Origin of the sequence: Dyella monticola, from assembly GCF_003363155.1 — a bacterium.
Taxonomy (GTDB): Bacteria; Pseudomonadota; Gammaproteobacteria; order Xanthomonadales; family Rhodanobacteraceae; genus Dyella_B; species Dyella_B monticola.
On sequence record NZ_QRBE01000008.1, the window covers coordinates 158,220 to 170,722 of the forward strand.

Below are 12,503 nucleotides of genomic sequence, written 5' to 3' on the forward strand. Positions count from 1 at the left end.
GATGCGCGCGCCATTCCAGCGCCTGCAGCAATGGGCCGAACGACGCCTGCCAGCGTTGACACGGCACCGGCGCGCCGAAGAACTGCCGATCCAATTGCATCGGCGTCGCATTTATATCGTGCCCACCGGATTCGGCATGGCGTTTACGCTGTTGCTGCTGGTGATGCTCGCTGGCAGCCTCAATTACGCCAACAACGCAGCACTATTGTTGACCTGCCTGCTCGGTGCGGCCACATCGATCAGCATGCTGATTGCTTTTCGCACCTTGAACGGTCTGCGCATCCGCGGCGTGCGTGCGGGGCATGCCACGGCGGGCCATCCGATTGATGTGACATTCGATGTTGAAGCCTCGCGTCTTCGCCAAGCCGTTCGGCTCGATCTTGCCGACGCCACCCAGGCATTCGATGTGGATGGGCGCGCCGACATCACCATCAACCTTCCCACCGAACATCGCGGCTGGCTGTCATTGCCGCGTTTACGCATCTGGACCACGTGGCCGATGGGGCTGTTTCGCGCCTGGAGCTGGATTCATCCGCAGTATGCGGTACTGGTGTGGCCGCGCGCGGAATTGTCCGGGCCGAGCCCGATGCTGCCGCTAGAGGACAACCGCAAACAACGCCTGCACGTGGGCGAAGATCTGGCCTCACTGCGCGATTACCGCAGCGGCGATTCCATGCGCCACATCGCATGGAAGGCCAGCGCACGGCACGAAACCTTGCTGGTGAAGGATTACGAACAACCCCAAGCGCACCACGAATGGCGATTCGATTGGCGCGATCTGCGCGGCCTGGACAATGAAGCACGCATTTCACGACTGGCCCGCTGGCTGGACGAAGCGCAAGCCCAAGGACGGCAGTGGAGCCTGTGGCTACCTGGTGAAGTCATCGGTATCGGCGGCGGCCCCTCTCATTACGCGCGCTGCATGAGCGCACTGGCTGTGTTGCCATGATCGGACCGCGCAACGCCGCGCAGCCTGTACCCGCACACGTCAGCGAACGCACATTCGATTTGCTGTGCCTCGCCGCAGCGTTTGTGCTGATCGTACACACAGGGCATTTTTCCATCTGGCTGAGCAGCGCGCTGTTTATGGCACTCGCCTTGCGCTGGTGGCAGCGCAGATACCGGCCAGGTCGCGTACCGGCATGGTTGAAGCTGCCCATGCTGTTGATCCTGGTCGGCGTGGTCGTGCTCGATTACGGCAACATCTTCGGACGCGAACCAGGTTCAGCGCTCGCCTCGGGCTTGCTAGTACTTAAGCTCAGCGAAACCGAAACACCGCGCGATACGCGCGTCGCCGCGGCATTCGCCTGCTTCCTGCTGATGGCGGCACTGTTGTTCGGCCAAGGCATGATCGCCACGTTCGTAGTGGCACTCGGGCTCTTGCCGGCGCTGACCACGTGGCGTTCGCTGGAGCCTACACAGGCCACTCCCTCATTGCCCCGCCAGCTCTTACCTGCCCTGGGGTTGCTGCTTGTTTCGCTGCCGCTGACGCTTACGGCCTTCATGCTGGTGCCGCGCCTGAGCTCCCCGCTGTGGGGCTCGCCTAACTCTGCAGCTGCACACACCGGGCTGAGCGATCATATGTCGCCCGGTGATTTTGACACGCTGCTCACCGATGATAGCCCCGCCATGCGGGTCACCTTCGACGGCCCCCCACCACCGCGAGGCCAGCGCTACTTTCGTGCGTTCGTGCTGTGGGATTACGACGGCACAAACTGGACGCGCATCGACACGCCCACCGACGTGCCGATCCCTGTCGAGGCGGCTCAAACCGTCAACTATCAGATCAGTCTTGAACCGACGCATCAGCGCGTACTTCCGACACTCGATGTCCCACTGCGCGCGCCGCCGCAAGCCCAAGCCCATGCCGATGGCGAGGTCTTTGCGGACAAGCCGGTCGATGACGTACGGGACTACGCACTCACCTCTGCGCTGCGCTACCGGCTCCAAGCCCATCTGGATCCCGCCACGCGGCTGCGCGCCCTGCACTTGCCCGATGGTTTCGATCCACGGGCGCATGCACTTGCCGAACAGTGGCGCCAGCGCTATGGCCGCAATGACGCGGCCATCATCGAGGCTGCGCTGGCGATGTTCCACAACGGCGGCTTCCGTTACACGCTGCTTCCGGCACCGCTTGGCCACGATGCCATCGACGACTTTTTGTTCAATACGCGCGAAGGATTTTGCGAACACTACGCCTCGGCCTTCACGGTACTGATGCGTGCCGCCGGCATTCCCGCACGCGTGGTCGCCGGCTACCAGGGCGGGTTCTGGAACAACATGGGGAACTATCTGCTGGTGCGTAATTCTGACGCACACGCCTGGAGCGAGGTTTGGTTGCCCGGCCCTGGCTGGGTGCGCATCGACCCCACCGCCGCGGTACGGCCGCAACGCATCTCGCAGGGGGCGGCTGGCGCTGCCGGCAATCAGCTCCCCTGGTACGAGTCGGGCCTGCTGCAATCGATGCGAAACCAGTGGGACATCGTCAACCGATGGTGGAACCAAGGCGTTATCGGTTTCGACGCAATTCGCCAACACGGCCTGTTGACTCCGTTCGGCATCCCCGACGTGGATACCGAGATGCTGCTGAAGTTGCTGATCATAAGCATGGCGGTGTTCGGATCAGCGGGGTTGGTGTGGGCGTTATGGCGTCGACCAGAAAGCGACCTTGCCCTTGCGGCCATGCGCGCGCTGGAACGCAAGCTTGCGCATGCAGGGGTTGTGCGGAAACACAGCGAAGGACCGCAGCATTTTCTTCGCCGCGCCATCCATGCACTGCCGGGTCAACGTGTGGAACTGGATCATTTGATGAGGTGCTATATCGAACTGCGCTATGCCACTGTCGAACCATCCACTGAATTACTGCGCGCTTTCAGGCTAGCGGTCCGGAATTTCCAGCCGCACCGCATGGTCTAATTAGTGCGCAACGATGTAGCATGCATTCGCCCCATGATGGAGAAAGACACCATGTCTCCCCTTTACCGAATTCTCAGCCTCGCTGCGGTCTCTGCCCTGTTGGCCGCGTGCGCCACGGTACCGCAGCCGCTGCAGGGCAACTTTGCCAACGTCACCACGGCAAGCGCGCAGCAAGGCGGCGCCGGCGGCACGCAAGTGCGCTGGGGTGGCAGCATCATCAGCACTGAACCGGGCCAGCAGTCGACCTGTTTCTATGTGCTGGGCCGGCCGCTCGACAATCAAGCCCGTCCGGTGCTCGATAACAACAATACCCAGGGCCGCTTCGTTGCATGCCGCGCCGGTTTCTATGATCCGGAAGTGTTCAAACCGGGTCGCGAAATCACCGTTACCGGCACGCTGCAGGGCGTCGTCACCCGCAAGGTGGGCGACTACGACTATGCCTATCCGCGCGTAGACGCCAATGTGGTCTACCTGTGGCCGAAGCGCCAGATGATGACGGGTTATCCATATGGCCCGGGCTGGTACGACCCCTTCTGGGGTCCTTACTGGGGTCCGGGTTGGGGCTGGGGGCCGTACTGGGGCGGCTGGGGTGGTGGCTTTTATGCGCCGCCGGTGATTGTGGTTCGCCGCCGCTGATCATCCACCTCTCGCTCTATAAAAAACGCCGGCACATGCCGGCGTTTTTTCGTGTGTCGCGTGGACGTGAATCAGCCCGGCGGCCAATGCATACGGCGACCAGCCAGCAGGTGCACATGTAAATGGAACACCGTCTGCCCACCGTGCTCGTTGCAGTTGATGACGGTGCGATAGCCTTCTTTGTCGAAACCTTCGCGCTTAGCGTAATCGGCTGCCGCCAGCACGAGCTTGCCGATCAGTTCGGCATCGGCCGGCGTGGCATCGTTCAAGGTAGCGATAGCGCGCTTGGGCACGAACAACACATGCACGGGCGCCTGCGGGTTGAGGTCCCTGAAGGCCAGCACGTCGTCGTTCTCATAGACGATGTCGGCCGGAATCTCCCGACGAACGATCTTGCCGAAGATGGTGTCACCCATGTGCGTTTCTCCTTGGGATGCGTTGAGCCATTCTAGACCAGGGCATTCTTGGGGTGGCTTCATCTCGCCCAAACGTCATTCCGGCGAGGCAAGTCGAGCGCCGCGGCTAGAAAAAAAGCCTCACCGCAGTCAATCGACGGCTTGCCGGCTGCCGAACGCATGCGCCAGGGTGCCGCGATCCACGTATTCCAATTCGCCCCCCAGCGGCACGCCATGCGCAAGCCGCGTCGGGCGAATACCCGCAGCACGCGCAAGCTGCGCCAGATAATGCGCGGTAGCTTCACCTTCCACCGTGGGATTGGTGGCAAGGATCAACTCCTCCACCTCGCCTTCAGCGAGTCGCTCACTCAACAGACCAAGCCCTAATTCCTCCGGCCCCAGGCCATCGAGCGGCGACAAGCGGCCCATCAGCACGAAGTAGTGTCCGCGGTAGCCCGTGGCCTGATCGATAGCGGCCAGATCGGTGGGCGATTCCACCACGCACAACACGTGTGGATCACGGCTGCTGCTCGCGCAGATCGCGCACACGGGTGTTTCGCTGAAAGTGCGGCAGCGTGTGCAATGGCCAATCTTCTGCATGGCCTGCTGCAGCACATTGGCGAGTTTGAGCCCACGTTCGCGCTCGCGTTCCAGCAGATGGAACGCCATGCGTTGCGCACTCTTGCCGCCCACACCCGGAAGGCAGCGAAGCGCTTCGATGAGTTCGTTGAGGAGAGGCGAGCTGCTCATATGCATTTACTCCCTCTGCGCGGGTGAGAGGGAAACCCCATCAAAACGGCATCTTGAAACCAGCCGGCAAATTCATACCCGCCGTAACGCCACCGAGCTTGTCCTTGCTGGCTTCGGCCACCTTGTTCACGGCATCGTTGATCGCTGCGGCAACAAGGTCTTCGGCCATCTCCGGATCGTCGGCAAAGAGCTTGCGATCGATCTGCACGCGGCGCACTTCATGCGCGCCAGTCATCAGCACGCTGACCAGGCCGCCACCGGATGTACCGGTAACTTCCAGCTTCGCGATTTCTTCTTGCGCGCGCTTCATGTCTTCCTGCATGCGCTGCGCCTGCTGCATCAATTGGCCGAGTTGCCCTCTCATAACACGTACTCCAAATCAGGATTCAATAGGTTTGATGGATTGCGGCACCACGCGCGCGCCGAATTCGCGCTTGAGCGCCTGCACCAGCGGATCGCCTTCGATGGATGCCTCGGCGGCCGATTGCGCCACGCTGCGCGCTTCCGCTGCGCGCGCTGCCGGGGTGTGGGCGGCGCCCTGGCTATCTTCGACGAAGCGCAGGCGAATGGGCTCGCCCAATGCTTCGCTGAGCCGGTCGGCAATCTGGCTCACGATGGGCTCCACCGCCAGGTGCATATGCGTGGGTTGCAAGGCAAGCACCAGCGTATGGCCTTCCCTCCCGCGCAGCGCGGAGTTCTGCGCAAGCTGACCGAGCGGCCCGCGCAAATCCGCACGCTGGATCAGCACTTCCCAATCAGGCAAGCCGCCTGTCTGAGCAACCCGCTGCACCGGCGCGGCAGCTGGGATGGTTTCTCGCGCTGGCGTCGTCGGTGGCGCTGCATAGGGGGCCGGCGCAGGACGCGCGCTCTGCGCGGGCGCGGCGGCGGGTGTCGATGGCGCGACAGGCGGGCGCGGGGATGGCGCCGCTGGACGCTGTCCACCTGAAGAAGCAACCGTTGGCGTTGCATCGTCGGATGGACGAAACGCCAACATGCGCAACAAGGCCATTTCGAAGCCGGTGCGCGTATCGGGCGCAAGCGCTAAATCACGGCGCCCGGTGGTGGCGATCTGGTAATAAAGCTGCACGTCCTCAGCCGCCATGCGTTCAGCCAGACCGATCAATGCCGGCTCATCGCCGTCATGGCTGTCTGGGCGATAACCCGGCACGAGCTGAATAAGCTGGATGCGATGCAAGGCGCCAGCGAGATCGTCCAGCACGCTACCGAAATCCGGCGAGAACGATGCGATGCGCGCGCATTCGGCCATCAGCGCCGAGCCGTCGCCCGCCGCCAGCGCATCGAGCAGGCCAAGCACCTGTCCGCGCTCCACGCTGCCCAACATCGCGCGCACATCAGGCGCTTTCAGCGTGCCGCCACCGTAGGCGATGGCCTGATCCAGCAACGACAAACCATCACGCAGCGAACCATCGGCCGCACGCGCCAATTCGGCAATAGCCTGATCGTCGTATTCGATGTGCTCGGCGCCCAGGATGTGACGCATCTGCCCGGCGATCTGATCCGGCAACAACCGCTTGAGATTGAAGCGCAGGCAGCGCGACAGCACCGTTACGGGCAATTTTTGCGGGTCGGTGGTGGCCAGCAGGAATTTCACATGCGGCGGTGGCTCCTCCAGCGTCTTCAGCAACGCGTTGAAAGCAGGCTTGGAGAGCATGTGGACTTCGTCCACCAGATAAACCTTGAAGCGACCTCGCGCGGGCGCGTACTGGGCGTTCTCGATCACCTCGCGCACGTCATCCACGCCGGTGTTGCTGGCGGCATCGATTTCCAGGAGATCAACGAAGCGACCGGCGTCGACCGCCGTGCATACGGCGCATTCGCCGCAGGGATCGGCCGATTCGCCGCGCTCACAATTCAATGACTTGGCAAAGATGCGCGCGATGGTGGTCTTACCGACGCCGCGCGTGCCGGTAAAGAGGTACGCGTGGTGCATCCGCCCGCTATCCAGGGCGTTGGTGAGCGCACGGACGACATGCTCCTGACCGACGAGTTCGGCGAACTTGCGGGGGCGCCATTTGCGCGCGAGTACCTGATAGGACATGCGTGAACGCTGTGTGGGCCTAAAGAGCGATTGTGCCAAGTCCATGAGGGCAAGTCATGCGCGGGACCGTCTCAAAAAGGCGGCGGCCCCGCCAGCCACACCCCGGCACCCGAATCATTCGCTACCGTTGCTTCCTTCCGGACCTGGCGGGATTTGCGAACTATCGTCGCGGGGGGACCGACGGGGCCACCATAGGGTGGGCATCGAAGCCCTGAAACTGGTGCTTTATTGGCCAGTTTCAATAAAAACTGGCGGAGAGGGCGGGATTCGAACCCGCGATACGGGGATAAGCCGTATACACACTTTCCAGGCGTGCTCCTTCAACCACTCGGACACCTCTCCGCACGCGGTAAAACCACTTTGCCGGTTGGACGCCGGCAAAGAAGCGGAAGGATAACGTCTGGCCGGATGGCAGACAAGAGCGCGCCTCCCGTTCACGTTACCAGTTAAGCCGATTCGCACCAAATCATCCATGCGATCCGAAGACCGTCATCCCGGCGAACGCCGGACGTAGCACGAAGAACGTCCGAAGGATGGCCCCCGGAGGGGTGATTGTCACCACCAAGGATCACCCCACGTCATCCCGCAGCGGCAAAGGATCGGCCAACACCAGCCGATCCCCCGCCCTCGCAATGCGATAACCCAGCGCCGTCAATGCGTCCCCATCCGCTCGACTGCCGTAGTGATACAACACCAGCCGCGCCCGCAAACTTTCATCGTATTCGCGCTCAACATCGTCAATGCCCGTGTGCGAAGGGTTGCCTACCCATCCGCAATCGTGCGCGATCAACGCCTGCCCGCTCGCGTAATGCATCAGGACTTCGGGAATGGGTCGTGTATCGCCGGTAAACACGAAGCTTCCGTGCAAAGCCACGCCAAACGATGTGCCAGGACGATGATGCCGCGTAGCGAATACATCGAACCAGCAGCCCTCCAACCAGAACCCGCGCGAACACGGCACCAGGCGGAAAGCTTCCCAATAATTCACGCCCCCTTCGGCGAGCGCGCCCGGGTAATCGGCCACCCGCGTCTGCAGCCATGGCACCAATGCCGCATGCGCAAATACGCGCGTTTTTCCGCGCAGTGCTTCATCGAACCACGTGCGGGTGAATAGTCGCTCCAAACCGCCGATGTGATCCATGTGCGTATGGGTGATGTACAGATTGCGCGGCAGTTCGCCGTATGCCGCAACATAGCGGTCGAGGGTGTCGGGGCCACAATCAATCAATAACAGTGGTTTGCCATCGCGCTCCAGCACAGCGGACGACGAACCCAACTCCACCGCATGCGCGGCACCGGTACCTAGAAAATGCAAATGCCAGCTCATGCGCCCAGTGTCCGTTCGTAGCCATGCATCAGAGGTGTCCAAATCTGCTGTTCGAATACCGCCTCGCCCTGTGCCGCCGCGCCCAACTTGAACAACGATCGTCGCAGTCGCTGCAGATTGGCCATGCGCCAGGCCTGTGCGGAGGCGCGCATACGCCCGCGATCGAAATCCACCAGATAAAGCCCTGAAGGTGCGATCAGCACATTGTGCGCATTGAGATCGGCATGCCAGATACCCGCGCGATGAAAACGCGCCACCAGCGCCCCAACCTCCTGCGCCAGTTCGCCATCCAGTCGCCCCTCAGCCAGGCTTTCGGCCAGTGTATGCACGTCCGCGATGCGCTGCGTAATGAGGTCTGCCCGGTAATAAGGCCCTGCGCGCCGATACCGTGCAGCCACCGCACATGGCACAGGCAAGTGCAGTCGTTGCATCGCCTGCAGCAAGCGGAATTCCCGGAAACTGCGCGTGCGATCCGCCCCCGTCCACAGATAGTGATCGCCCATCAGCTTGGCCACCATGCCGCCCCGGCGATAGTGGCGCAGCACGCACTCGCCCTGGGGCGTATAAATGACCGACACCCCACCGCGACCGCCGGACTGCCTACTCAGCGCGCCCTGCTCCTGCCAATAACCTGCGTCGAACCAGCGGGTGTCGACTTGTGGCGACACGGTGGCGTCGAACAGAATCGCACCTTCGGCGTCCTGGCGCAGTTGCTCGTGCATCGGTGCTTCGGCAGCCCTATCGTTCATAGCCCAAGCGATTCTACATGTCCGCTCCCGCTTCCATCTGCCTGCTCCGCACCTCGGCCATCGGCGACGTCACCCACGTCGCGCCCCTGGTCCACACACTGCAGCGCGCGTGGCCGCAAACCGAGCTGACCTGGATCGTCGGCAAACTGGAACGCAAGCTGGTGGGCGACCTGCCCGGCGTGGAATTCATCACCTTCGACAAGGCCGCCGGCTGGGCCGGCATGCAAGAAGTCCACAAGGCATTGAAAGGTCGACGATTCGATGCGCTGCTGCATATGCAAGTGGCATTGCGCTCGAACTTGCTGAGCTTAGGCATCAAAGCCGAACGTCGCGTTGGTTACGACCGTGCGCGCTCCAAAGACCTGCACAGCCTGGTGATCAACGAGCGTATTCCAGCCCGCACCGGTGAACACGTATTACAAGCAATCGGCAGTTTCTGCGAACCCTTAGGCCTGAAACAAACCGACGTGCGCTGGGACATCCCCATCCCCGAAGAAGCCCATGCATGGGCGGCCCGGCAATGGCCGGATGAGAAGCCCGTGCTACTGGTCAGCCCCACCTCCAGCCATGGCCTGCGCAATTGGCGCCCCGAACGCTACGCCGCTGTCATGGATCACGCCGCCACGCGCGGATGGCGCGTCGTACTCATCGGCGGACCCTCCTCCGCCGAACGCAGCATGGCCGATGCCATCCTCGCTCATTGCCAACACGCGCCACTCGACCTCACCGGCAAAGACACGCTCAAGAAACTGATGGCCATGTTCTGCCGCGCGCAGTTGCTGCTTACGCCCGACTCCGGTCCCATGCACATGGCCAATACGGTCGGATTGAAAGTGCTGGGCTTGCACGCAGCCAGCAATCCTGCACGATCTGGTCCCTACTCCGATCGCCAATGGTGTGTCGACAAATACGACGACGCCGCGCGCAAATATCTCGGTAAACCAGCTAGCGAGATTCCATGGGGAACCAAGATCGAGAAACCCGGCGTCATGGACCTGATAAAAATAGATGATGTGGTCGAGAGACTGGAGGCTGCCTTCTAGTACTTTAACTAAGAATTTGCCGCCGAAATTGATATTTTTCATTTTCCATTTCCGGGATTAGTTACACCTGGTGTTCCAGGAAGGCGAAAGAGGGGAAACGCCTGCCCTAAGTCTCCGGAGGTACCAGACGCTGGTACCGGCGTCTTTGCGATGACTCCTAACCCGACCCCGGTTTCGAAGCGTTACCCGTAACGACGGGACGCCTGCCGGCGAGGCTCGTGATCTGGTCCATCACGAGCTGCGTTTCGTAGAAGGCATCGCCCGGGCGCTTCAGGGTGGCCGCTGAAAAATAAGTCATTCTTTAGAACGCCCTCGATGTATTCGAACACGTGCGCCTTGGCTTGTTCGCGCGTCGTAAAGTGCTCGCCGTGAATAGCTTCGACCTTCAAGCTGTGGTTCCAGCTCTCCATGGCAGCGTTGTCGTAACAGTCGCCTTTCTTACTCATGCTGCATCGAAGGCCGTGATCGCGGAGCAAGCGTCGGTAGTCCTGCGAACAGTACTGGCTACCGCGATCGGAATGGACAATGACGCGCTTCGGACGGTGACGAGCAAGGACGGCCATGCTCAGTGCGTTGCATACCAACGTGGCTGTCATGCGCTCGGACATCGACCATCCGATCACGTGACGTGAATACAGATCCAGCACGACAGCCAAATACAGCCAGCCCTCGTCGGTGGCGATGTACGTGATATCGCTCACCCACGCTTGGTTGGGTCGATCCGCGTGGAAGTTCTGTTGCAACAGGTTCGGCGCCACCGGCAAGCTGTGGTTGGAATTCGTTGTCGCCTTGTACCTGCGCGCCGCCTTGGCCCGCAGACTCTGGCGACGCATGCTCTTGGCAACCTGATGACGGCCTGTGCGATGACCTTGTTCTCTGAGCCGCCGTACAACGCGTGGCGAACCGGCCCGCCCTTTCTCAGCCGCATACGCCTCACGCACCAGGCTGTCCAACCGCGCCTGCTTGAGTGCCCGTGGCGACGCAGGACGCTCGCGCCACGCGTAATACCCGGACGGCGACACGCTGAGCACGCGGCACATCATTCGCACCGGATAGCTATCTTCATGGGCACGGATCATCGCGTACTTCACTTGGGCATCTTCGCGAAGTACGCTGCCGCCTTTTTTAGGAAGGCGATCTCTTCTTCCAGGCGCGTCACCTCACGTTTGAGCCGCGCATTCTCGGCCTGTTGCAGCCGCTGCTCTTCGCTGGTTTGGCCTCGCTGCTGGGCTTTGGTGCGCCAGGCATACAGCTGGCTCGCGGGTAACGCATCCCTCTTGCGCGCAGAAATTTCCATCACGGACAACCTCCTTGATATCCACTCTCACCCATTCTTTGGCAGCCGAACTTTACTCTCTTTTCAGCATTCATCGCGTCGATTAAGTAACGATAACCACCAATTTCAATGAAAAGTTTCGTATACGGATTCTGCTGATCATAAATTGGCTGCAGTAGATTTTGCTCGTTAACAAGCTGACTCAAGCTCCAAGCATTTAGATAGAACGATGAATTCTGGCGGTTTTGATAAATATTAGCGAAGTTGCTATATCCATTCTTCATGATCACGCTACCAGCCTGGTTACGCCACTCTATCAAGCCGCCTCCGCTTAAGAAATTGCCGGCGCCAAACATTATGCCCATCAAGTCTTTCGTGGACGTCTCAGCTGCCGCCCCAAACCATGGCGCACCCGTTTGCTGATACATCGCACCAAAGAAGTCGGCGCGCGCATCAATCGTGTTGATGGCGCCGTAGGCTGTCGAGTTGCCCATGACGATACTCAACACGTTGCCACGAGATTGGTTGATATCTTCCGATAGCAACCAAGATTTGATGTATGTGGGCAGCGCATAATTGCTTTGTGCCGAGTTCGCATAGCTCAATGCATCTCGCACACCATCTTGACAGGAGGCGCTAGTCGGCGCGGCCGCGCAGGTTTGCTTTAACGCCTCATCATTCAGATTGGAGAGCGCCATATATTTATCGACGACTTGCTGACATTCATCCTGACTATTACACGATTTCACGGCTTGATTGAACGCATCAATCTGCTGATGTGTGAGGTAGTTATGCGTCGTCCCATCCAATGCCGTCGCCGCACCCGTACCGCCGCCCACCGCCGCACCCACGGCGGTGCTAGCGAGTTTCAGCATCGTGGCAAATTCCGGCGAATCCTTGGAATAGCCTTGGCTCTCTAGATAGTCGGCCATCTGCTGGATGACCAGCTGATTAGCCACCGCCCCGGCGGCACCTTGCAGCACAGTGCCACCACCAAGTGCCGCAATGCCCACGCCCACAACACCGTGCAGGATGGTGCGTTCCGGACTGCCTTCGGCCCAACCCATCTGGCTGGCTAGATCACCTGCCGCCGTCATACCAACTTGTCCCGCCACCTGCCCCATCTCCAACCGCGTTTGCACTTTCTGCAGATCGAAGATCGGCGCGAGCGCCTGGCTATCGAGCGCGGGGTTTCGGTCCAGGCCGCTGAGGCTCTGGGTGGGGTTATCGCGCACAATGATCGTGCCTTGCGCGATGCCGGCGTTGGTGTCGCCGCTGCTGTTGCCTTTCTGCGGGATGCCTAAGCTCGGCGCGCCGCTGAAGCCGCTACCGCCGTAACCGCCCCCCCCCCC

General features: G+C 61.0%; 13 protein-coding genes, 1 tRNA gene and 1 other RNA gene. 4 read left to right on the top strand and 11 right to left on the bottom strand.

The features are described from left to right. Position 1: 1 nt before the first annotated feature. The 3 genes from DWU98_RS14060 to DWU98_RS14070 are packed head-to-tail and all read left to right on the top strand — an operon-like array spanning position 2 to position 3,552. Positions 2–949, top strand: a complete 948-nt coding sequence (locus DWU98_RS14060; protein ID WP_115496187.1) for a DUF58 domain-containing protein — start codon at positions 2–4, stop codon at positions 947–949. Beyond that, the gene (locus tag DWU98_RS14065; RefSeq protein ID WP_115496188.1) at positions 946–2,916 is read left to right on the top strand and encodes a transglutaminase TgpA family protein; all 1,971 of its coding nucleotides are present in this window, start codon (positions 946–948) and stop codon (positions 2,914–2,916) included. Before DWU98_RS14060 ends, DWU98_RS14065 begins: the two co-directional genes overlap by 4 nt. Before the next feature lie 51 nt (positions 2,917–2,967). After that, entirely contained in the window at positions 2,968–3,552 is a 585-nt protein-coding gene (locus DWU98_RS14070; RefSeq protein ID WP_115496252.1) for a Slp family lipoprotein, read from the top strand. Between the two features lie 71 nt (positions 3,553–3,623). Here the strand turns inward: DWU98_RS14070 and DWU98_RS14075 are convergent, their stop codons facing one another. From DWU98_RS14075 to DWU98_RS14110, 8 genes are all read right to left on the bottom strand, one after another. Continuing rightward, complete coding sequence (locus DWU98_RS14075) at positions 3,624–3,968, bottom strand: histidine triad nucleotide-binding protein (protein WP_115496189.1); 345 nt, start codon at positions 3,966–3,968, stop codon at positions 3,624–3,626. 129 nt (positions 3,969–4,097) lie between these two features. Further along, on the bottom strand, positions 4,098–4,697 hold the full coding sequence (gene recR / locus DWU98_RS14080; RefSeq protein ID WP_115496190.1) for a recombination mediator RecR: 600 nt from the start codon (positions 4,695–4,697) through the stop codon (positions 4,098–4,100). Between the two features lie 40 nt (positions 4,698–4,737). Further along, on the bottom strand, positions 4,738–5,061 hold the full coding sequence (locus DWU98_RS14085) for a YbaB/EbfC family nucleoid-associated protein (protein WP_115496191.1): 324 nt from the start codon (positions 5,059–5,061) through the stop codon (positions 4,738–4,740). A 15-nt stretch (positions 5,062–5,076) separates the two neighbouring features. After that, positions 5,077–6,756 (bottom strand): DNA polymerase III subunit gamma/tau, encoded by a 1,680-nt coding sequence (gene dnaX / locus DWU98_RS14090; RefSeq protein WP_115496192.1) that lies wholly within the window; start codon positions 6,754–6,756, stop codon positions 5,077–5,079. Positions 6,757–6,842: 86 nt separating this feature from the next. Beyond that, an RNA gene (ffs, locus tag DWU98_RS14095) (signal recognition particle sRNA small type) lies at positions 6,843–6,939 on the bottom strand. A gap of 66 nt (positions 6,940–7,005) precedes the next feature. After that, a tRNA-Ser gene (locus DWU98_RS14100) sits at positions 7,006–7,098 on the bottom strand. A 226-nt stretch (positions 7,099–7,324) separates the two neighbouring features. Next, positions 7,325–8,083, bottom strand: coding sequence for an MBL fold metallo-hydrolase (locus DWU98_RS14105; protein WP_115496193.1), 759 nt, complete (start codon positions 8,081–8,083; stop codon positions 7,325–7,327). Next, complete coding sequence (locus DWU98_RS14110) at positions 8,080–8,832, bottom strand: 3-deoxy-D-manno-octulosonic acid kinase (RefSeq protein ID WP_230474853.1); 753 nt, start codon at positions 8,830–8,832, stop codon at positions 8,080–8,082. Before DWU98_RS14110 ends, DWU98_RS14105 begins: the two co-directional genes overlap by 4 nt. Positions 8,833–8,849: 17 nt before the next feature. Here DWU98_RS14110 and DWU98_RS14115 point away from each other — a divergent pair, with 17 nt between their 5' ends. Continuing rightward, a complete protein-coding gene (locus DWU98_RS14115) occupies positions 8,850–9,875 on the top strand; it encodes a glycosyltransferase family 9 protein (RefSeq protein ID WP_115496194.1) in 1,026 nt (341 codons plus the stop codon). Positions 9,876–10,057: 182 nt separating this feature from the next. Here the strand turns inward: DWU98_RS14115 and DWU98_RS14120 are convergent, their stop codons facing one another. From DWU98_RS14120 to DWU98_RS14130, 3 genes are all read right to left on the bottom strand, one after another. Continuing rightward, the gene (locus DWU98_RS14120; RefSeq protein WP_147293326.1) at positions 10,058–10,954 is read right to left on the bottom strand and encodes an IS3 family transposase; all 897 of its coding nucleotides are present in this window, start codon (positions 10,952–10,954) and stop codon (positions 10,058–10,060) included. Positions 10,955–10,962: 8 nt separating this feature from the next. Beyond that, positions 10,963–11,175, bottom strand: coding sequence for a hypothetical protein (locus tag DWU98_RS14125; protein ID WP_147293327.1), 213 nt, complete (start codon positions 11,173–11,175; stop codon positions 10,963–10,965). Beyond that, positions 11,172–12,503 (bottom strand): DUF6862 domain-containing protein (locus DWU98_RS14130; protein WP_343126343.1); only part of this gene is annotated, 1,332 nt, incomplete at its 5' end. The genes DWU98_RS14125 and DWU98_RS14130, both read right to left, overlap by 4 nt.

What these genes read in the sequence shown, in the direction of transcription:
- DWU98_RS14060 (WP_115496187.1), top strand. Translation starts at nt 2, where the DNA reads ATGCGCGCGCCATTCCAGCGCCTGCAGCAATGGGCCGAACGACGCCTG.
- DWU98_RS14065 (WP_115496188.1), top strand. Translation starts at nt 946, where the DNA reads ATGATCGGACCGCGCAACGCCGCGCAGCCTGTACCCGCACACGTCAGC.
- DWU98_RS14070 (WP_115496252.1), top strand. Translation starts at nt 2,968, where the DNA reads ATGTCTCCCCTTTACCGAATTCTCAGCCTCGCTGCGGTCTCTGCCCTG.
- DWU98_RS14075 (WP_115496189.1), bottom strand. Translation starts at nt 3,968, where the DNA reads ATGGGTGACACCATCTTCGGCAAGATCGTTCGTCGGGAGATTCCGGCC.
- recR (WP_115496190.1), bottom strand. Translation starts at nt 4,697, where the DNA reads ATGAGCAGCTCGCCTCTCCTCAACGAACTCATCGAAGCGCTTCGCTGC.
- DWU98_RS14085 (WP_115496191.1), bottom strand. Translation starts at nt 5,061, where the DNA reads ATGAGAGGGCAACTCGGCCAATTGATGCAGCAGGCGCAGCGCATGCAG.
- dnaX (WP_115496192.1), bottom strand. Translation starts at nt 6,756, where the DNA reads ATGTCCTATCAGGTACTCGCGCGCAAATGGCGCCCCCGCAAGTTCGCC.
- DWU98_RS14105 (WP_115496193.1), bottom strand. Translation starts at nt 8,083, where the DNA reads ATGAGCTGGCATTTGCATTTTCTAGGTACCGGTGCCGCGCATGCGGTG.
- DWU98_RS14110 (WP_230474853.1), bottom strand. Translation starts at nt 8,832, where the DNA reads ATGAACGATAGGGCTGCCGAAGCACCGATGCACGAGCAACTGCGCCAG.
- DWU98_RS14115 (WP_115496194.1), top strand. Translation starts at nt 8,850, where the DNA reads ATGTCCGCTCCCGCTTCCATCTGCCTGCTCCGCACCTCGGCCATCGGC.
- DWU98_RS14120 (WP_147293326.1), bottom strand. Translation starts at nt 10,954, where the DNA reads ATGATCCGTGCCCATGAAGATAGCTATCCGGTGCGAATGATGTGCCGC.